The sequence below is a fragment of the Mycolicibacterium monacense genome (assembly GCF_010731575.1).
GTDB lineage: Bacteria > Actinomycetota > Actinomycetes > Mycobacteriales > Mycobacteriaceae > Mycobacterium > Mycobacterium monacense.
This window is the reverse complement of record NZ_AP022617.1, coordinates 874,690-894,407: the sequence shown is the minus strand read 5'-3', so window position 1 is coordinate 894,407 and position 19,718 is coordinate 874,690. Positions and strand designations below refer to the sequence as shown.

General features: G+C 66.0%; 20 protein-coding genes. 8 read left to right on the top strand and 12 right to left on the bottom strand.

Going from position 1 to position 19,718, the window contains the following annotated elements:
• Positions 1–18 precede the first annotated feature (18 nt).
• Genes G6N49_RS04380 through G6N49_RS04365 form a run of 4 tightly spaced genes read right to left on the bottom strand, consistent with a single transcriptional unit; the run spans position 19 to position 3,432 of the window.
• The gene (locus G6N49_RS04380) at positions 19–348 is read right to left on the bottom strand and encodes a hypothetical protein (protein ID WP_011561090.1); all 330 of its coding nucleotides are present in this window, start codon (positions 346–348) and stop codon (positions 19–21) included.
• Entirely contained in the window at positions 345–1,622 is a 1,278-nt protein-coding gene (locus tag G6N49_RS04375) for an aromatic ring-hydroxylating oxygenase subunit alpha (RefSeq protein WP_011561091.1), read from the bottom strand. The genes G6N49_RS04380 and G6N49_RS04375 overlap by 4 nt, the downstream gene beginning before the upstream one ends.
• Before the next feature lie 36 nt (positions 1,623–1,658).
• Positions 1,659–2,402 (bottom strand): SDR family NAD(P)-dependent oxidoreductase, encoded by a 744-nt coding sequence (locus G6N49_RS04370; RefSeq protein ID WP_011561092.1) that lies wholly within the window; start codon positions 2,400–2,402, stop codon positions 1,659–1,661.
• Between the two features lie 10 nt (positions 2,403–2,412).
• A complete protein-coding gene (locus G6N49_RS04365) occupies positions 2,413–3,432 on the bottom strand; it encodes a ferredoxin--NADP reductase (protein WP_011561093.1) in 1,020 nt (339 codons plus the stop codon).
• 64 nt (positions 3,433–3,496) lie between these two features.
• Between G6N49_RS04365 and G6N49_RS04360 the strand changes: the two genes are divergently transcribed.
• The gene (locus G6N49_RS04360) at positions 3,497–4,576 is read left to right on the top strand and encodes an NAD(P)H-dependent amine dehydrogenase family protein (RefSeq protein WP_011768322.1); all 1,080 of its coding nucleotides are present in this window, start codon (positions 3,497–3,499) and stop codon (positions 4,574–4,576) included.
• A 3-nt stretch (positions 4,577–4,579) separates the two neighbouring features.
• On the opposite strand, the gene G6N49_RS04355 is transcribed toward G6N49_RS04360, so the two are convergent.
• From G6N49_RS04355 to G6N49_RS04340, 4 genes are read right to left on the bottom strand one after another with little or no spacing between them, the layout of a single operon-like run.
• A complete protein-coding gene (locus tag G6N49_RS04355; protein ID WP_011561095.1) occupies positions 4,580–5,032 on the bottom strand; it encodes a MarR family winged helix-turn-helix transcriptional regulator in 453 nt (150 codons plus the stop codon).
• 43 nt (positions 5,033–5,075) lie between these two features.
• Positions 5,076–6,329: a metal-dependent hydrolase family protein gene (locus G6N49_RS04350; protein WP_011561096.1), complete on the bottom strand. Its 1,254-nt coding sequence runs from the start codon at positions 6,327–6,329 to the stop codon at positions 5,076–5,078.
• Positions 6,326–6,679: a hypothetical protein gene (locus tag G6N49_RS04345; RefSeq protein WP_011768323.1), complete on the bottom strand. Its 354-nt coding sequence runs from the start codon at positions 6,677–6,679 to the stop codon at positions 6,326–6,328. Before G6N49_RS04345 ends, G6N49_RS04350 begins: the two co-directional genes overlap by 4 nt.
• The gene (locus tag G6N49_RS04340; protein ID WP_011561098.1) at positions 6,676–7,953 is read right to left on the bottom strand and encodes an aromatic ring-hydroxylating oxygenase subunit alpha; all 1,278 of its coding nucleotides are present in this window, start codon (positions 7,951–7,953) and stop codon (positions 6,676–6,678) included. The genes G6N49_RS04345 and G6N49_RS04340 overlap by 4 nt, the downstream gene beginning before the upstream one ends.
• 148 nt (positions 7,954–8,101) lie before the next feature.
• Between G6N49_RS04340 and G6N49_RS04335 the strand changes: the two genes are divergently transcribed.
• Together G6N49_RS04335 and G6N49_RS04330 are read left to right on the top strand one after the other, a co-directional pair.
• Positions 8,102–9,583 carry an aldehyde dehydrogenase gene (locus G6N49_RS04335; protein WP_083045407.1) on the top strand — a complete coding sequence of 494 codons (1,482 nt, stop codon included), beginning with the start codon at positions 8,102–8,104 and terminating at the stop codon, positions 9,581–9,583.
• 10 nt (positions 9,584–9,593) lie between these two features.
• On the top strand, positions 9,594–10,355 hold the full coding sequence (locus tag G6N49_RS04330; RefSeq protein WP_011768325.1) for a hypothetical protein: 762 nt from the start codon (positions 9,594–9,596) through the stop codon (positions 10,353–10,355).
• Here G6N49_RS04330 and G6N49_RS04325 read toward each other — a convergent pair.
• Positions 10,352–11,554: a cytochrome P450 gene (locus G6N49_RS04325; protein ID WP_064873194.1), complete on the bottom strand. Its 1,203-nt coding sequence runs from the start codon at positions 11,552–11,554 to the stop codon at positions 10,352–10,354. The two genes, G6N49_RS04330 and G6N49_RS04325, sit on opposite strands and share 4 nt — an antisense overlap.
• 24 nt (positions 11,555–11,578) lie before the next feature.
• A complete protein-coding gene (locus G6N49_RS04320) occupies positions 11,579–12,187 on the bottom strand; it encodes a TetR/AcrR family transcriptional regulator (RefSeq protein WP_011856259.1) in 609 nt (202 codons plus the stop codon).
• A gap of 107 nt (positions 12,188–12,294) precedes the next feature.
• On the opposite strand from G6N49_RS04320, the gene G6N49_RS04315 reads away from it, so the two are divergent.
• The gene (locus G6N49_RS04315) at positions 12,295–13,461 is read left to right on the top strand and encodes a spirocyclase AveC family protein (protein WP_083045408.1); all 1,167 of its coding nucleotides are present in this window, start codon (positions 12,295–12,297) and stop codon (positions 13,459–13,461) included.
• Positions 13,462–13,476: 15 nt separating this feature from the next.
• Here the strand turns inward: G6N49_RS04315 and G6N49_RS04310 are convergent, their stop codons facing one another.
• Complete coding sequence (locus G6N49_RS04310) at positions 13,477–14,079, bottom strand: TetR/AcrR family transcriptional regulator (protein ID WP_011561105.1); 603 nt, start codon at positions 14,077–14,079, stop codon at positions 13,477–13,479.
• Between the two features lie 134 nt (positions 14,080–14,213).
• Here G6N49_RS04310 and G6N49_RS04305 point away from each other — a divergent pair, with 134 nt between their 5' ends.
• From G6N49_RS04305 to G6N49_RS04295, 3 genes are read left to right on the top strand one after another with little or no spacing between them, the layout of a single operon-like run.
• Entirely contained in the window at positions 14,214–15,377 is a 1,164-nt protein-coding gene (locus tag G6N49_RS04305; protein WP_011561106.1) for a spirocyclase AveC family protein, read from the top strand.
• Positions 15,378–16,226: a CbbQ/NirQ/NorQ/GpvN family protein gene (locus tag G6N49_RS04300; protein ID WP_083045409.1), complete on the top strand. Its 849-nt coding sequence runs from the start codon at positions 15,378–15,380 to the stop codon at positions 16,224–16,226.
• Complete coding sequence (locus G6N49_RS04295; RefSeq protein WP_083045410.1) at positions 16,223–17,935, top strand: nitric oxide reductase activation protein NorD; 1,713 nt, start codon at positions 16,223–16,225, stop codon at positions 17,933–17,935. The genes G6N49_RS04300 and G6N49_RS04295 overlap by 4 nt, the downstream gene beginning before the upstream one ends.
• Positions 17,936–17,947: 12 nt before the next feature.
• On the opposite strand, the gene G6N49_RS04290 is transcribed toward G6N49_RS04295, so the two are convergent.
• The gene (locus tag G6N49_RS04290; RefSeq protein WP_179967725.1) at positions 17,948–18,697 is read right to left on the bottom strand and encodes an alpha/beta fold hydrolase; all 750 of its coding nucleotides are present in this window, start codon (positions 18,695–18,697) and stop codon (positions 17,948–17,950) included.
• Positions 18,698–18,791: 94 nt separating this feature from the next.
• On the opposite strand from G6N49_RS04290, the gene G6N49_RS04285 reads away from it, so the two are divergent.
• Positions 18,792–19,715: an NAD-dependent epimerase/dehydratase family protein gene (locus G6N49_RS04285; protein ID WP_083045412.1), complete on the top strand. Its 924-nt coding sequence runs from the start codon at positions 18,792–18,794 to the stop codon at positions 19,713–19,715.
• Positions 19,716–19,718 lie beyond the last annotated feature (3 nt).

The window sequence follows — 19,718 nt, the reverse complement described above, 5'->3', positions numbered from 1 at the left end:
GTCGTCCCGTCCCGGTTGTCATGGCACCGGCGCGCTGACGCGATGCATGACCGCGTCGGCGGAGTCGGTGGGTTTCTGCGTCCCGAAGATCTCGACGGCCATCGAGACCATGATCATCGAGTAGATGAGGTGCAGCAGGTTCAGCGCGTCGTCGGGCACGTCGTCGAGCGGGAACTTGTCGCAGTAGTCGATCGCCTCCTCGAACCGCGGCGAGAACGCGTCGTAGAACTCGCGGATCTCGGGCATCGGGGTGGCCAGCCGGGTCTCCCACCGCTCGGCTTCGGTTGGCAGGCACCACTTCTCGGCAAACGGCTCGAATTCGGCGAAGGCACTCGGTAGACGGCTCATGCTCGCACCCCCACCGGTGCGCGTTCGGCCCGGTAGTCGTCGACCCACTTGACAGCCTCGTGGTGCAGATGGCGCACCAGAATCTCCTGATCGCTGAGCGGATAGTCGTCGATTATCGGCTCGTCCAGGCCGTACTCCAGCGCCGCCTGCGTGCCGCCGAGCATGCCGGCGTCCTGCAGCGCGAACTCCTTGAGCACGACGGAGGCGACCTCGTGTTCGATCCGCTCGCGCACCGTGCGGGCCGGATGGAAGGCGTTGTACGCCTCGAACTTGTGGGTGTTGTGCGAGGTCGGCCAGTACCGGTACAGCAGGTACCAGCCGTGGTAGATGAGGATCTCCAGGTTCGGGAAGATCTGGAAGTTGGTGATACCCCATGGCTCGATACCGCCCGGGTTCAGACCGGCCGACTGGAGGGTCTCCGGAGTCCGCCATGGCCCCACGAGCCCGCTGCGGGTGATCCGTTCGACGGGGTACATGAATTCCGGGTCGAGCAGCCACCGCCGGGTACCCGCGGTGGACACCAGGCGGTGCGGACCGTCGATCTGGAAGTGCCCGCACTCGAACGTGGCATTGGGTTGGCGCACCGCGCTGGGCACCTGCTGCGAATGCAGCGACGGCACGTGGTAGTACTCCTGGAACGCGTCGGCGAAGATTTTCCAGTTGCTGTTGTTGTGCGCCTCGAACTCGTAACGCTCGGTCATCAACTCGAACGGGTAGTCGTCGAGCGCGGTGATCATCGGGCCGAGGAACTCGCGCAGGCTCCACCGCGGTTCGGGATCGAGGTTGATGAAGATGAACCCGTTCCACACGTCGCACTGCACGGGTGCGAGTCCCAGCTTCTCGGTGTCGAGGTCGAAGAACTCCCCGGGTTGCTGGACGAACTTCAGCGCACCGTCGAGGCCGTAGCGCCAGCCGTGGTATTTGCACGTGAACTGCCGGCAGGTGCCTTTGACCTCCTCACCCGGAAAGTCGTTCCACACCAGTTTGTTCCCGCGGTGGCGGCAGATGTTGTAGAAGGCGCGGATCTGCTCGTCGCGGCCCTTCACCACGATCACCGAGACACCTGCGACGTCGATCTGCTTGGTGAGGTAACTGCCGACCCGCGGCAGTTCCTCGACCCGGCCGACGTTGAGCCAGGCCCGTTTGAACACCGCCTCGCGCTCGAGTTCGTAGAACTCCGGCGAGACGGAATCGCGGAACGAGATCGGTCCGGTGCCGAGTTCGGGATAGTGCTCCGTCCAACTGCCTTCCGGCGGTTTAGGCCAGCGCCCCATGCGAACCTCCCTGTCGTTGCATTGCGTGGTGCGGCATCACAGCACCGATCCGCCGTTGACTCCGAGCACCTGACCGGTGATGAATCCCGCCTCGTTGGAGCACAGGAAACCGACCGCGGCGGCGATGTCGTCGCCGGTTCCGAGGTGGCCCACCGGGATGCTGGCGGCCATCTGCTCGTTGGGCGGCAGGTGACCGGCGGCCTGCGAGTGGTGTTGCATCGGCGTCTCGATACCCGACGGCGGGACGTTGTTGACCGTGATGCCGGTCGGTCCGTATTCGCGCGCCAGCGATTTGGTCAACGAGATCAGCGCACCTTTCGATGCGGCGTAGTGCGCCATCTTGGGCGAACCGCGCTGGGCGCTCGACGACGAGATCATCACGATCCGCCCCCACCCCGCCTCGAGCATGTCCGGCACCGCGACCTGACAACAGTGGAACGTTCCGGTGAGGTTGACGTCGATGAGCTTCTGCCAGGCCTGCGGAGTGATCTCGAGGAACGGTGCGAAATCCACCAGCCCGGCACTGGTGACCAGGATGTGCACCGGGCCGAGTTCGGTGCGTACCTTGGCGAAGGCCTCCTCCACCGCGGCGCGGTTGCTGACGTCGGCGGCCACGCCCAGCGCGGTCACGCCCTCGGCGCGTAGGTCTTCGGTGACACGTTGCGCCGCATCGCCGTTGAGGTCGAGCACGGCGACCCGGTGTCCGCGCCTGCCGAGCTCGTGACAGATCGCCTCCCCCATGCCCGAGGCGCCGCCGGTCACCACCGCTACCCGTGTCATCGCTTCACCTCTACTCGTAGACCACGTGCACTGATCGACTCGTCGGCAGCGATTGGCAGGTCAGCACCCAGCCGTCGGCCACCTCGTCGTCGTCGAGCGCATCGTTGTTGAGCATCCGCGCGCTGCCGGACACCACCTGGGCCATACACGTTCCGCAGGAACCGGTCTCGCACGACGAGGGTGCGCGCAGACCGGCCGTGCGCGCGGTCTGCAGCAGGGTGTTGCCGGACCGGTAGGGCACGGTGGTGGTCTTGCGGTCCAGTTCGATGACGATCTCTTCGGTGGCCTGCGCCTCGGATGCGTCTGCGCCGGCGGGCACCTGCGCCACCTGGAAGCGCTCGAGGTGCACGCGGTCGCGGGGTGCGCCCCTCGTCGCAAGTGCTCCCTCCACCGTGTCCATGAACGGTCCCGGTCCGCAGATGTAGAAATCGGCATCTCCGGCGCCTGCCACGAAGGATTCGATCGCCGCAGGGGTGACGACGCCGCTGTCGTCGTCGTAATGGTGTGTCAGCACCAGTCGGTCGGCGTTGTGTTCGACGAGGCGAGCCAGGTCATCGGCGAAGATGACCGATCCCCGGTTGCGGTTGGCATAGAACAGCCGGATGGACCGCGCCGACGTCGCGAGCGCTGTGCGGATCAGCGACATGATCGGCGTGATCCCGCTACCGCCGGCGAAGGCGACAATCTCGGAGTCGGTGTCGCGCAACAGGAACCGACCCTCCGGCGGCGCGGCGTGGATCTCCGCCCCTTCCGACACGGTGTCGTTCAGCCAGTTCGACACGAGTCCGCCGGGATCGCGCTTGACGGTGATCCGGAGTTCCTCCTCGACCGGAGCCGACGACATCGAATAGCAGCGACGCAACTCCTGGCCGTCGAGGTTGACCCGCAGCGTCAGGAATTGACCGGCCTGGTAGCGGAACCGCCCGGAGCAGTGGCGGGGCACGTCGAGCACCAGCGACACCGCATCAGAGGTCTCACGTACGACCCGCTTGACGCGCAGCGGCGAGAAATCGGCGACTGGTTCGGACATCGTGGCCCACAGTATCAAGTACTTGTCATTGGGATCAAGGGGCCGGCCGTGGTCGAATACCGGCGTGAACGACACACCGCATCATCAGGTCATCGCATGGGGCACCGGCGCGGTGGGCATCGAGATCCTCACCGCAATCATCGACCACCGCACCGACCTCGAGATCGTCGGCGCACACGTCTATTCCGCCGACAAGGACGGCATGGATGTCGGCGCGCTCGCCGGCCGGGATCCGATCGGTGTGACGGCGACCGTCGACGTCGAACGCGTGCTGGCGTTGGAGGCGGACTGCGTGCTCTACACCCCTCGCAACACCGACCTCGATGAAGTGTGCGCGATCCTGTCCAGCGGCAAGAACGTCGTCACGACCGCATTCCTGTTCCACCCGCACCGCGCCAGGACCGCCGACCGGGAGCGCCTGCTCGCCGCCTGCCGGACCGGCGGGACCTCGGTGCACGGGAGCGGCCTGAACCCCGGCAACCTGTCCGGCGTCCTGCCGTTGGCGCTGTCGGGGATGAGCCGCACCATCGACAGCATCACCCTGCAGGAGCGGGCGGACTGGTCGGTGTACGACAGCACATCGATCACGTTCGACAACATGGCCTTCGGGCAACCCGTCGAGGACATCAGCCCCACCGGGACGGAATTCCTGGCCTTCAACAGCGCGATCTTCAGCGAGCAGGTCTGGCTCATCGCCGACGCCCTCCACGCCGGCATCGACGAGGTCACCGCCACAGTGGAGGCCGTGCCCGCCGCCTCGGATCATCAGATCTTCGACCGGCTGCTGCGGGCGGGAACCACTGCGGGACAACGGTGGAAGTGGTCAGGGCGACGCGACGGCGAGACGTTGGTCGAGATCGAGACCCTGTGGACCGTCGGGGGTGAGTACCCAAGGGACTGGCCGCGGCCACAGCACGGGTGGACTCTGACGATCGAGGGCGACCCGTCGATGCGCACCCACTTCTTCTCGCTGGCGAGCTTCAGCCGGGACGCGAGCATGGCCGACCACGTCCGATCGGCCAACGTCGCCACCGCCATGCAGGTGCTGAACGCGGTGCCCGCGGTCTGCGCCGCACCCGTGGGCTTCGCGACGTCGGCCACGCTGCCGCTCATCCGCAGTCACGTCGGATTCGGCAACCGCTGAGGGTCACTCCCCCACGTGGTCGTCGGCCAGCGTGTGTCCGGTGCCCTTCACGACGACCCGGGCCAGCAGGTCGCGTAGCGTCTTCTGTTCGTCGGGGGTGAGCACTCCGAACACCGCTTCGTGCGCGGCGATCGCGTCGCTGACGACCGCGGCGGCGACTCGGCGGCCCTCGGCGGTCAGGTAGGCCTGCAGGATTCGCGCGTGCTGCGGATCAGGTCTGCGCTCGACGAACCCCCGCTGCTCCAGCGCCTTGACCGCCAGCTGGACCCCCTGCGGGGTGATCAGCAGCCGCCGCGCGAGTTCGGCGCCGGACAGGCCGGGTTCGTTCGACAGCTGTCGCAGCACACCGATCTGCGCGGTGCTCACACCGTGCTCGCTCACGGCCTCGTTCACCGTGGTCAGCGAGAAGTAGAACGCCTGTTTGAGCAGCCACAGGATGTTGTCCGTGAGTTCCATGCGAGGCTCCTGGCGCGCGTTCATAGGCCCGACGCTAGCGCTCTCAGACGGTGCCGCGCTTGTGGACGACACCGTCCTTCATCACGAACCGCACGTCGAGCGTGGTCGCGATGTCGCTCGACGGATCGCCGGGCACCGCGATGATGTCGGCGAGATAGCCGGGGGCGAGCCGGCCGAGTTCGCCGTCGGCCTCGATGAGCTCTGCGGACGTGATGGTCGCCGCGCGCAGCGCCTGCATGGGCGTCATGCCCCGGGACACGAGCGCACACAGCTCTTTGGCGTTCTGTCCGTGCGGCACCGCCGGGGCGTCGGTGCCGCACGCGATGCGCACACCGGCGGCGATCGCCTTCGGCAGCATCGCCTGAGCCCGGGGAAACACCTCCTCGGCCTTGCGGCGCAGCTCGGGTGCGATGCGGTCGACCGCCATCGCCTCGGTGAGATAGGTGGTCGAGACGAGGAACGTGCCGTGATCGACCATCATCTGGATCGTCTCGTCCGTGGCAAGGAAGCCGTGTTCGATGCAGTCGATCCCGGCGCGGATACAGGCGCGGATCGCGCTGTCCCCCACCGCATGTGCGGCGACCCGTACCCCGGCGCGGTGGGCCTCGTCGGCGATCGCGGCGAACTCGTCGTCGGAGTACTGCTGCGCGCCGGGGGCGGTGCTGTGCGACATCACCCCACCGGAGGCCGAGACCTTGATCAACTTGGCGCCGTGGCGGATCTGGTAACGCACGCAGGTCCGCACGTCGTCGACGCCGTTGGCGATCCCCTCGGCCACCGACAGCGGCATGATCCCCGGTGCCAGGCGCTGGAAGACCGTCGGATCCAGGTGGCCGCCGTACGGGGTGACGGCGTGGCCGGCCGGGTAGATCCGCGGGCCGGCGTGCCAGCCCTGGTCGACGGCGCGTTGGAGCGCCACATCGAGCAGGTAGCCGCCGGTCTTGACCATCAGCCCCAGATTGCGCACGGTGGTGAATCCGGCGTCGAGTGTGGTGCGAGCGTTCACCGCCGCCCGCAACGTGCGGTACACCGGGTCGTCCTGCACCCCGTGCATCGGACTGGGCAGACCCTCCGGCCCCCCGGGTCCGCCGATGAGCAGGTTCAGCTCCATGTCCATCAGGCCGGGCAGCAGGGTGACGTCGCCGAGGTCGATCTCCTGAGCCGGATTCTGCGGCGGCTCAGCGGGATTCACGGACTGGATGCGGTTACCCTCGATCACCACGACGGCCGGTGCGCGGACGACGCCGGCCTCGACGTCGGCCCAGCGGGCCGCTTTGAGAACGGTCGGACCGGTCACGGAAAGGGCTCGGCGTCGCAGTCGAGCGTGGTGGCCCCCGAATCCGGCACCTTGGGCTGTTTCCAGCATTCGACCGGAAAGGACACCTGGATCATCGAATAGAGCAGGTGCATCAAATTCAGCACGTCGTCGGGCATGTCGTCGAGAGGGAACTTGTCGCAGTAGGAGATCGCCTCCTCCGCCCGTGCGGTGATCGCGTCGTAGAACGCCTGCATCTCGCGCATCGAACTGTTCAGCCGCTTGGCGTAGCGTTCCGCCTCGCTGCCCAGACACCAGTCGGAGAACTGTTCGAGATCGGCGAATTCCGGCGGCAGTTTCGCGGTCGTCGTGGCGGTGTCGGACACGGTCACACCCCCTGCCCGACGTGCTGGGCCTTGCGCTGGTACTCCTCGACCCAGGCCGCGGTCTCCTTGTGCAGGTGGCGGATCAGCACCTCCTGATCGCAGAGCACGAAGTTGTCGAGCACGCGCGACTCGATCATCGACTGGGTGGCCTCCAGGGTGTTGGCGTCCTGCAGGCCGTACTCCTTGAACGACACCGCGGCCAGTTCCTGGGCGATGCGTTCGCGCGCCGTGCGGGGCTGCGGGAAGTACACCGTGCCCTCGAAGATGTGCGTGTTGTGCGACGTCGGCCAGTAGTGGTACGTGAGATACCAGCCCTGCCCCCAGAACAGGACGACGAAGTTGGGGAACAGCTGGAACGAATCCAGGCCCCAGGGATCGCATTTCGCCGGGTTGAGCCCCGCGGGCATCTCCCCCAGATCCGGTTTGTCCCACGGGCCGAACAGCCCGCTCTGGCAGATGTCCTCGATCGGCTTGCGCATCTCGTCGGCCATCTCCCAGGCCCGCACGCCCGAGGTGCTGACCAGCCGATGCGGTCCTTCGATGCGGTAGTGCGGCGCTTCGAAACCGGCTTCGGCCGCGGCCTTCGAGTACGCGGTCGGTGACTGGTTCGCATGCAGCACCGGTGCGTGGTAGAACTCCTGGAACGCGTCCATGTAGAGCTTCCAGTTGGCCTTGACCTCGGAGCGGTAGTGGAACCGCGAGGTCATCCGGTCGAACGGATAGCCTTCGAGATTCGTGATCATCGGTCCGAGGAAGTCGCGCAGTGTCTGCTCGGGCTGTTCGGCGAAGTTGACGAAGATGAAGCCCTCCCACACGTCGCAGTGGACACCGACCAGCCCGTAACGGCTCTTGTCGAGGTCGAAGAACTCGCCCTCCTGCTGCACGAACGTGAGGTTGCCGTCGAGGTCGTAGCGCCAGGCGTGGTACTTGCAGGTGAACTGCCGGCAGACTCCACTCGTCTCTTCCAGCGGCATGTCGTTCCACACCAGCTTGTTGCCGCGGTGCCTGCAGATGTTGTGGTACGCCTTGACCTCACCACTGCCGGTGCGCACCACGATGATCGAGGTGTTCGCGACCTTCAGTTCTTTGGTGAAATAGCTGCCCTTGCGCGGTAGCTGTTCGACCCGTCCCACGTTGAGCCAGGCGCGCTTGAAGACGGCCTTACGCTCGATCTCGTAGAACTCGGGATCGATCGAGTCCTCATAGGACACCGGCCCCGTCCCGAGCTCCGGATAGTGCTGCGTCCAGCTGCCCTCTGGCGGTTTGGGAAACCGGGCCATGTGTCGTCTCCTGTCTAGCGGCAAACAGCTACGCACAGCTGCCTTTTCGGCATTCCGCTCAGAGCGTGCACTGCCGACGGTATATGCTTCACAGGTCAATCGCAAGTAGTTGATATTGCGGGTTCGCGGAGAGGCTGAGACGTTGGCAGTGCGTGGCGACGAGTTGTTCATCGGCGGCACCTGGTGTGCACCGAGCACCGACCGGCGGATCGAGGTCATCTCCCCGCACACCGAGACGACCGTCGGCCACGTCGCCGCCGCCGCACCCGCCGACGTCGACCGGGCCGTGGGCGCCGCCCGGGAAGCGTTCGACACCGGCGGGTGGCCGCGGACGTCGCCGGCAGGCCGGATCGATGCGGTGCGCCGGCTCGCCGCGAACTACGCACGGCGCCGCTCCGAGATGGCCGAGCTCATCACCTCCGAGATCGGCGCGCCGATCAGCTTCTCGCAGCGGGCCCAGGTGGCACTGCCGTGGTCGATGATCAACGCCTTCTGCGATCTGGCGCAGACGTATCCGTGGCGAGAGGCCCGCCCCGGTAGGTACGGCTCCGACATCCAGGTGCTGCGTGAGCCGGTCGGCGTCGTCGGCGCGGTCGTGCCGTGGAACATGCCTCAGTTCCTCATCGTCACCAAGCTGATCCCGGCGCTGCTGGCGGGGTGCACCGTCGTCGTCAAGCCCGCTCCCGAGTCACCGTTGAACGCTCTACTGCTCGCCGAGGTCATCGCCGAGTCCGGCTTGCCGCCGGGCGTGGTCAGCGTGCTGCCCGGCGACGGGAGCGTCGGCGAGTACCTGGTGGGCCATCGCGGCGTGGACAAGGTGTCGTTCACCGGGTCGACGGCCGCAGGCCGGGCCGTCGCCACCGCATGCGCGGCCGACCTGCGGCGGGTCAGCCTCGAACTGGGGGGCAAGTCGGCGGCCATCGTCCTCGACGACGCCGATCCCGTTGTGGTCGCCGCGGGCGTGCGGTCGGCGAGCCTGTCCAACAGCGGTCAGATCTGCAATGCGCTCACCCGCGTTCTCGTCCCCAGGTCCCGCGCCGGGGAGTTCACCGATGCGTTGGCCGCGGAGGTCAGCGCGCTGGTCGTCGGCGACCCCACCGACGGTGCCACCCAGGTCGGCCCGCTCGTGGCCAGACGGCAACAGCAGCGGGTCACCGGCTACCTCGAGCAGGGTGTGCGGGACGGCGCGCGGGTGGTCACCGGTGGCACGGGCATGCCCGACGGACTCGACCGCGGGTGGTACGTCAAGCCCACCGTCTTCGACCGGGCGGACAACTCGATGACGATTGCGCGCGAGGAGATCTTCGGGCCCGTGCTGACGGTCGTCGCCTACGACAACGAGGACGAGGCGGTTGCCATCGCCAACGACTCCGACTACGGCCTGGCTGGATCGGTGTTCACTGCGGACACCGACAGAGGGCTGGCCGTCGGCGCGGCGATCCGCACCGGCACCTTCGGCGTCAACCAGGGCTACACGATGGATCCGTTCGCCCCGTTCGGTGGCGTGAAGTCCAGCGGCTACGGGCGTGAGCTCGGCCGAGAAGGCATCGACGGGTACGTCGACACCAAGTCGATCTCCGTTGCGCCGAAACAGGATCTCGCCACGGCGGCCGCGGGCAAGGGAGCGTGACGCTGTGACGATGCTGGAGACCCGCGAACCGAATTTCGCCCGGCCGGTCGCAACGCACCGGGGCCGCATCTACCTCGCTGTCGGACTGCTGACGGGAGTCGTGTTCCTCGGCATGACGGTCGCCGTCCAGTTCGGAATCATCGCCCCGTCCTTCACCGCCGACGTCATCGCCAACCTGCTCTTCGGTGTGCCGGTGCTGCTCGTTCCGTTCGTCATTCTGTGGAATGCGCCGGGCGAGAACCGGACCCGGCTCGACAAGGCGGCCGAACTGACGTTGTTCTACCTGCCGTTCACCGCATGCAGCCAGATCGGCTACGAATTGATGTTCCTCGTCGGCCACCCACTCGGTTGGTGGACGCCGACGGCGGATCCCGGCTGGAAGTGGCTGTGGTGGCAGTACGCACTCGCCGACACCCGCTACGTCAGCGGGAACCCGTGGATCTTCGCACTCGAGGTGGTCGGCGTGATCACCGGCATCATTGTGTTCACCGTCTGGACCAGGTTGATCCAGGTCGATCTCCCCACGGAGTCGCGAATTCGTTGTCTCTGGGTCGCATTCGCGGGCTGTGCGGTGTTGATGAGCAGCACCGCCGTGTACTTCCTGGCCGAGGTGGGAGCGGGTTTCGAGAACATCGGTCAGGGGGCGTTCGGGCTGGGATTCAAATTCATCGCCGAGAACGTCCCGTTCATCGTGCTGCCACCGCTGGTGCTCTACGCGATATACCTGCAGATCGACTACCTGACGCGGCGGGCGGCCACCGCGGCCGCCTAGATGCGGGCAGGCATGCTGTCCCATCCCCGCACCGCCGATGCCGGTGACATGACGGCGTTGTCGATGTCGACTTCCCAGTCCGGGAAGCGAATCAGGATCTCCTCCAGCGCGATTCGGCCCTCGATCCGTGCCAGCGCGTTGCCCAGGCAGTAGTGTGCGCCGACGCCGAACGTCAGATGCTGGCGCACCGGACGAGAGATGTCGAAGCTCTCCGCGGTCTCGCCGAAGCGACGGCGATCGCGGTTCGCGGCGCCGATGAGCATCAGCATCGCCGAACCCGCGGGCACCGTCTGACCGTAATAGTCGACGTCGCGGGTGACGTAACGCGCCGCCTGCAGCGCCGGCGGTTCGTAGCGCAGAATCTCCTCGATCGCGCCGGGAAGCAGCGCACGGTCCGCCACGAGCTGTCTCCGTTGATCGGGATGGTCGGACAACAACTTGCCGGACCACCCGATCAGCCGCGTCGTCGTCTCGGCGCCGGCGACCGCGACGACGTTCATGAACATGAGGAGTTCGTCGCGGTGCAGCTTCCGGACGGTGCCGGTTTCGTCCTCGAACTCAGCGTGCAGCAGTTCGGTGGTCAAGTCGTCGGCGGGGTGCTCGCGCCGCCAGTCGATGAACTCGGCGAACACCTCCCCGTCGGTGATGGCACCGTCCGGGTTGTCTGTCATCGATCGGCCGTGCTCTACACGGACGTGCTTGTCGCCGTCTTCGGCAACGAGTTTCTGGTAGTCCTCGGGGATCCCGAACAACATCCCGACCACCCGCATCGGCATGACCGAGCCCAGGTGCGTGACGAAGTCGAAGTGGTCCGCACCCACGAGCGGGTCGAGACAGCGTTGGGTGAGCTCACGGATCTTGGGCTCGAGCGCGTTGATCTTGCGTGGTGTGAACGCCCTGGACAACAGGTTGCGGTGGATGTCGTGCAGCGGCGGATCCTCGAAAACCAGTGTGCCTGGTGGGATCTCCATGCCGGACTGGATGATCTCGAGCACCGCACCGCGCGCGGAACTGAACGTCTGGTGATCGACCAGCGCCCGACTCACGTCGTCGAAGCGGCTCAGCGCGTAGAAGTCGTGGTCGGCGTTGTAGTACAGCGGTGCCTGCTCGCGGATCCGGTTGAACATCGGATACGGGTCGGCGTTGAGTTCGACGTTCCACGGGTCGTAATAGATTCCCTCGGTCGCGGTGATGGTCACCGGCGCTCCCTTCGAAGTTCTTGCTCAGTGATCGGGCAGTTTGATCGCGGACATGTACATCTCGATGACCGGCCGGTAGAGGTCGACATCGTCGAGTTCGCTACCCAGCACGACGGAATCGCTGGTCGCGACCAGCACCTGAGCCAGCGTCATGGGCGGAATCAACAGCGCTCCGCCGAGCCTGTCGATGCCCTCGACGATGAATGCGGCGAGCGCCTCGACGACTTCGGACCTCTTCTCGGCCACACGCTTGCGCGCCTCCGGGTTACGGATCAGGTAGAGCGCGAACTCGTGGCCCAGCGCGGCGTGTTCGGCGCCGCGGTCACGGCTCAGTTCGCGCCACCGCGCGGCGATCTCATCGAGTTCGCGCGATCCGACCTGTTCCGATGACGACATCACTTCGGCGAAGTTCTCGAAGTACCGGCGCCAATACCGGTCGCTCACCGCGAGGAAGAGTTCCTCCTTGGTGGAGAAATGCTTGTAGATGGCGCCTTTCGTGTAGCCCGCCGCGTGCGCGATGTCGTCGAGAGTCGCAGGTGCGAAACCCTTTTCGGCGAACACGTCCTCCGCGGCATCGAGAAGCAGCGAGCGCGTGTGCTCGAGACGCCGTTCCCGTGTCCACCGCTCGACCATGCCAAAAGTGTGCCACAGAATCTGAGAATCCATCTGGACATTGAGATACTCGCTGGTATCTTTCCGAGGGTGAGCCGCGGAGGGACGCGGGGATTCCAGGAGGCGTCGTGAGCGATCTGTCGAACAAGAAGCCCGCACTGACCGAGTCGCTCGGCGGGACGGGCGAACTCGGCGCCCAGGTTCAGCCCAAGCCGATGGCGGTCAAGATCTGGGCAACGGTCGGCGCCGCTTTCCTGGCGTACACCCTCTATGTGCTCATCCGGTGGGTCAGCGGACCCTACTTCGAGCCGGTGGCCGGAGGCCCGAGCGAGCCACCGCTTTACATGAAGATCCCGTTGATCGCCAACGCGGTCGTGCTCTGGATCGGCCTGCCAATCGCCCTGTGGTTCTTCATCATCCGGCCCTGGGTGCGGGAGAGGCGCATCACGCTCGACGGCATGCTGCTGGTGTCGATGGCCCTGATGATGTTCCAGGATCCGATGCTCAACTACTACAACACCTGGTGCACGTACAACGCCTGGCTGTGGAACCAGGGTTCCTGGGCACCGCACATTCCGGGCTGGGTGGCACACGAGGAGCCGGGCCATACCGTGCCCGAACCGCTGCTGACCAATATCCCCGGCTACATGTACGGCGTACTGCTGCTCACCATCGTCGGGTGCGCGATCATGCGCAAGATCAAGAACCGCTGGCCGACCATCAGCAATCTACGGCTGATCCTGGTCACCTACGCGATCGCCTTCGTCTTCGACTTCGTCATGGAGGGACTCGTCCTGCTGCCGATCGGCTTCTATTCCTACCCAGGCGCCATCCAGTCGTTGTCGTTCAACGCCGGCACCTACTACCAATGGCCGGTCTACGAGGGCTTGATGTGGGGCGGCGTCCAGGCGGCGCTGTGCTGCCTGCGCTTCTTCACCGATGACCGGGGACGCACCGTGGTCGAACGCGGCCTCGACAGCATCCGAGGCGGATTCGTCAAGCAACAGTTCATCCGCTTCCTGGCGATCTTCGGCGGTGTCAGCGCCTGCTTCTTCCTGTTCTACAACGTTCCCGCGACCTGGCTCGGCATGCACGGCGACCCGTGGCCGGAAGACGTGCAGAAGCGCTCGTACTTCAACCCCGGCATCTGCGGCGAGGGAACCGACCGACCGTGCCCGAATCCTGAACTGCCGCTGCCGACCAAGCACTCCGGCTACATCAACCACGACGGCGAACTCGTACTACCCGAGGGTGCAGAGGTGCCGCCGATCGTTCCCGTCGAACCGGGCAGGTGACGGGCAGGTGAGGTGTCAGGGCATCTTGACGGCCGACACGTACATCTCGACGATCGACTGATAGAGATCGATATCGTCGAGGTGACTGGCCAGCTCGACGGCATCGGTGGTGGCGATGATGATGTGGGCGAACGTCGTCGCGGGGATCAGCAGCGTCGCACCGAGACTGTCGATGCCCTCGACGATGTACGCGGCGAGTTGGTCGACCACCTCTGATCGCTTGGCGGCGACCCGCTCTCGCGCCTCCGGGTTGCGCAACAGGTAGAGGTTGAACTCGAGGCCCAGTGCCGCATGCTCGGCGCCGCGGTCGCGACTCAGCTGACGCCACCGCTCGCCGATGTTCTCGAGCTCGCGCGCCCCGATGTGATCCGACGACGACATCACCTCGGCGAAATTGTCGAAGTAACGGCGCCAGTACCGGTCGCTCGCGGCCAGGAACAGCTCTTCCTTCGTGGCGAAGTACTTGTAGATCGCACCTTTCGAGTACCCGGCCGCCTTGGCGATGTCGTCGAGAGTCGCTGTCATGAAGCCCTTTTCGGCGAACACCTCCTCGGCGGCATCCAGTAGCAGCGAGCGTGTGCGCTCCAGACGTCGCTCCCGCGTCCACGGCTCAACCATGCGGCAAGTTTGCCACAGTTGTTTTTCGGACTATTGGTCATCCAGATACTCGCTGGTATATTTTCGACGCATCGGCCACTTCGGGAGGGAATCCCGAGGTTCATGCGATCGACAAGCGCAGAGGAGACAGTGTCGTGAGCGATCTGTCGAGTAAGAAGAAGCCCGTTCTCACCGAGTCGTTGAGCAGCGCGTCGATCGGCACGCAGCCTCAGAAGAAGATCACCCCGGTGCGCGTCTGGGCCGCGGTCGGCGGACTGATCCTCGCTTTCCAGCTGTACGTGTGGATCCGCTGGGTGACCGGCCCTCACTTCGAGCGGGTTCCACCGGGGCCGACCGACCCACCGACGTTCATGAAGGCGATCCTGTTCACCTGGACCGCCGTGATCGTCGTCGGAATGCCGATTGCGATCTGGTGGTTCCTCATTCGGCCCTGGCGCAGGGAGCGGCGAATCACCCTCGACGGCATGCTCTTCGTGTCCTGTGGCCTGCTCTGGTTTCAGGATCCGCTGCTGAACTACTTCAACACATGGAGTACGTACAACACCTGGATGTGGAACATGGGCTCGTGGGTCCAGGACATTCCGGGTTGGGTGTCATACGGAGAACCGGGCGCCATGATGGCCGAACCGGTCCTGATGAACGCGCCCGGCTACTTCTTCGTCCTGCTGTGCACGATGCTCGGCTGCTGGGTCATGCGCTTGGCCAAGAAGCGGTTCCCCAACATCAACACCTTCGGCCTGATCGGCGTGGTGATCGCCTGGACCTTCTTCTTCGATTTCGTCATCGAGGGCCTGTTCCTCATGCCGATGGGGCTGTTCACCTATCCGGGCGCCATCCAGGCGCTGTCGGTCAATGCCGGCACCTACTACCAGTGGCCGCTCTATGAAGGCCTCATGTGGGGCGGTGTCCAGGCCGGTCTCTGCTGTCTGCGCTACTTCACCGACGATCGTGGCCGGACGTTCGTCGAGCGGGGGCTCGACCAGGTCCGAGGCGGGTTCGTCAAGCAGCAGCTCACCCGCTTCCTGGCGATCTTCGCCGCGTGCAGCGCCTTCTTCTTCGTGTTCTACAACATCCCGGCGCAGTTCTTCGCGATGCACCAGGATCCGTGGCCGGAAGACATCCTCAAGCGCTCGTACTTCCTGATGGGCATCTGTGGTGAAGACACCGATCGACCGTGCCCCGACCCTGCGCTACCGATGCCCCTGACGAATTCCGGCTACATCAACCACGACGGTGAACTCGTCTTCCCGGAGGGCGTCGAGCTACCCACGAACGTTCCGCTCGAGCGAGGAAACTAGATGCTGAACAGTACTGCTGCGGTGACCACCCCCGTGTCGAACGCGCCGTTCTACCGCGCGGTGCGCGACGAGGTGGAGGTCTTCCGCGCAGCAGCCCGCCGCGGCCTGCCGGTGTTATTGAAAGGCCCCACCGGCTGCGGTAAAACGCGATTCGTGGAGGCGATGGCCCACCAGTTGGGCCGGGATCTGATCACCGTGGCGGGCCACGAGGACATGACGTCGGCGGATCTGGTCGGCCGATTCCTGTTGAAGGGCGGTGAGACCGTCTGGGTCGACGGACCGTTGACCCGTGCGGTGCGCGAGGGCGCCATCTTCTATCTGGACGAGGTGGTGGAGGCGCGTCAGGACACCACCGTGGTGATCCATCCGCTCGCCGACCACCGCCGTGAGCTTCCGGTCGACCGGCTCGGCACGACACTGCAGGCGGCACCCGGGTTCCAGCTGGTGATCTCCTACAACCCGGGCTACCAGAGCGTCCTGAAGAACCTCAAGGAGTCGACCCGTCAGCGCTTCGTCGCCATCGAGCTGGGCTACCCATCCCCCGACGTCGAAACCGAGGTGGTGGCCTACGAAGCGGGGATCGACACCCAGACCGCACGTGCGTTGGTCAAGCTCGCATACGCCATCCGGAACCTGGACGGCTCACCGTTGCGCGAAGTGTCCTCCACCCGCATGTTGATCCTCGCCGGCGGCCTCGCGGCCGAAGGTCTGAATCTACGCAGCGCCGTCCACGCGGCCGTCGTCCAGGTGCTCTCCGACGATGAGGACGTCATCCGCGCCCTCGACGAACTCGTCGACACGGTCCTGCCCCGGAGCCGCGGCGGCGGCGACATTCAACCCGAGACGTGACCGACGCCTCCACCCCGGGGAACCCAGACCGGTTCCGGTTCCTCGCCACCTACATCGCCGGCAGGTCCGTCGAAGTCACCGAGGCAGCGGACGGCCAACCCGTGCACACCGACGGCCAGTTCATCTTCGTCTCGGCCGGAGGTTCGATCGACCAGCAACGCCGCGAGATGATGGTCCAGGCCGCACTTCTCGGTGCGGGCAGCCTCGATCCGCGATTGGTGAAGGGACTCCGGGCTCGGGCCACGACGGCGCGCCGTTACCTGACGCTCGAAGGACAGCGCGCTCTCGCCCAACTCGCGCAACGGATTCCGCTCGATGCCGCGCTGCTGGCCGACGGCCGACCCGCCACTGCGACCGCCGAAGAGTCGCTCGAGGTGGCCAAGAGCCGAGCCAAGGTCGCCGACCCCCCGGAATGGTTCGGCGTCATCAAACCCTCCCGGCTGATGGCGGCTCCCGCCGGACCGGGTGGACAGGCCACCAACAAAGACCTCAAACTGCAGTTCGACCCCATCGACATGCCCGAGTCGGATGACGACGACGAGGACCAGGACGATGACGGCGGGAAGTCCGGGGACAGCAAGATCCTCAAGCTGTTCGAGAGTCCGATCTTCAACAACCAGTCGATGTCGGACTACATGCGAAAGATGTTCGGCGGTAAGCGTTCCGAAGGGGAGGGTGCCGCGGGCGCGGAGATGACAGTTCGCTCCACACGGCGAGTACAGGAGATCGGAGCGAATGCCCGTCCCCTGCCCACCCGGATCCAGTTCACCGACGACGGCAAACCCGGTGCGGCGTTGGGCGTGGGAGGCGCCCTCTATCCGGAATGGGACGTCTTCAACGACCGGTACAAGCCGGACTGGTGCCGGGTGATCGACTTCCCACTGACAGTCGCCGCCGACGTCTCGGACGCCGGTGTGGCGCACGACGACGTGTTGCGGCGCCGCCTGGCTCGCGTCGGGCTCGGCCCAAAGGTGCTGCGGGGCCGCGCCGACGGCGACGACCTCGACATCGAGGCGCTCATCGACCTGTTCGTCGACCTGCAGTCCGGCTTCTCCGGTGCCGAACACGTTTATCTGGAGCGCCGTAAGCTCGCCCGCAATCTCGGGGTGCTGATCCTCATCGACGCGTCCGGGTCGGCCGTCGACGCCGATACGGACGGCCTCGCGGTGCACGACCACCAGCGACGGGCGGCCGCCACCTTGGCCGTCACCCTCGAGGAGCTCGGTGACCGCGTCGCCGTCTACGCATTCCGCTCGCAGGGCCGGCACGCTGTCCATCTGCCGGCCATCAAGACGTTCGACCAGAGTTTCGGCGCCGTCGGGCGGGCCCGGCTCAACCAGCTCGAGCCGGCGAGCTACACCCGCCTCGGGGCCGGAATCCGGGGTGCGGGCGAGGTTCTCAAGAACGAGGCCGGCACACCGAACCGACTGCTGCTGGTCCTCTCGGACGGATTTCCCTACGACGACGGCTACGAGGGCCGCTACGCGGAAGCCGACGCGCACAAGGCTCTCGAAGAGCTCCGCACCGAGGGCGTCGCCTGCCTGTGCCTGTCCATCGGCGCCGCCACGGAAACCGATGTGCTCGAACGCGTCTTCGGTTCCGCCAGCTTCGCCAGCGCCGCAGATCTCTCCGAGTTGAGCCCCCAGATGGACGAGTTGTTCATGTCCGCGCTCGCCGAACTCGCCGCGCCGAAACCCGCGCGGGTGTGACCGGTCGGTCCGTCATCCGTCGAGCGAGTCCCAGAACCGGGTGAGGGCCGCGGCACCGGCGGTGGGGTCCTCCACCATCCACCAGTGTCCCAGCCCGTCGAGCACCTCCGTTCGGGCGCCGGCGCGGTCGGCCGCCCGACGCCGCATCTCCTCGGACCCGACAAACGGGTCCTCGGTGGCCACCAGCGACAGTCCCGGCCGGGCTGCGGCGTTCTCGAGTGCCCGCCCGGCATCGGCCAGGGCGGGTTGGCGTGCGGAGCGGTACAGCGCCAGAATCGCCCGGCCCATCTCCGGCCCCAGCGCCGTGGCGAACGACGCCGCGACGTCCGCGGGAACGCCGAAGCCGACCAGCTGTTGCGTCCGGTCCTGTACCGACCCTTCCTGCATCATCGCAACCAGCTGCTCGCCGGTCTCCGCGGTCTGGAACCCCTGGGCCATGTCATGCCACACGTAGTCACGGTCGAACAGGCCGACGACGTCACTGGCCCAGCTGCGCACGAGCTCGGGGCGATGCATCATGACGTTGACCACGTGACCTCCACCCCAGTCGTGTCCGACGAGGTCGACGGGTTCGCCGATGCTCTGCAGCTCTGCGACGAGCCAATCGCGGTACGCGATGAAGGTCGCCGGGAAGCCGCCGGGTAGCGGGGCGCCGAATCCCGGCGGCGACAACCGCACCACATCCGTGCGGCCGAGTGCGTCGACGAGTGGGTCCCAGACCGCGTCGGTCTCCGGATTCCCATGTACCAGAACCACAGTCAAGGCGGCCCTCCTCGCCGAACGACGTGGTGTGGGACCAAGCCGTAGGTACGACACCACACCAGATGGATATCAAGTACTTAACATTTACCACGTGGTGCGATATGACTGGAAGGTGCTCACTGGCGAGAAGATCCTGATCACCGGCGCGACGGGCAAGATCGCCTTTCCGATCGCGCGGGCCCTCGCCCCGAACAACGAGGTGTGGGGTGCGGCCCGGCTCCGGGATCCCGCGGACCGAGAGCGGCTCGAGGCGGCGGGGATCATCCCGCTGGCACTCGACATCAGCACCGGCGACTTCTCCACACTGCCCGACGACTTCAGCTACGTCTTCCACGCGGCGGTCGACACCGGCCAAGGCGACTGGACCCGATGCGTCGACACCAACGCGCAGAAGTCCGGCGATCTGCTCCATCACTGCCGCGCGACCAAGGGATTCGTGTTCTGCTCGACCGGTTCCGTCTACGGCTACCAGGGGCAGCGCCCGTTGCGCGAATCCGACCCGCCGGGGGTCCCACTGCGCGCCAACTACAGCTTCTCGAAGATCGCCGCCGAGGCGGTGTGCACCTGGGTCTCCGAGAGGTACCGGATACCTCTGACCATCATCCGCATCTGTTCGACCTACGGTCCGGAAGGCGGAGCACCCGCCGACCGCCTCGAGATGATGTTGGCAGGCAAGCCGATTCGGCTGCACCCCGACAGGCCGAACAAGTACAACCCGATCTATGAGGACGACTACGTCGAGCTCGGTATCCGCGCCATGGAGGTCGCGTCCACACCGCCGATCGTGGTGAACTGGGCGGGCAGCGAGACCGTGAGCGTCGAGGAGTATTGCGCGTATATGGGCGAACTGGTGGGCGTCGAGCCGGCTTTCGACTACTCCCCCGAGGCGCACACCCCACTCTGGCCCGACGTCACCTACATGCACGACGTGCTCGGGCGAACGAAAGTGCCCTGGCGCGAGGGCATGCGGCGCATGGTCGCGGCGCGCCACCCGGAACTCGTACTGAGCCGACCGTGAGAG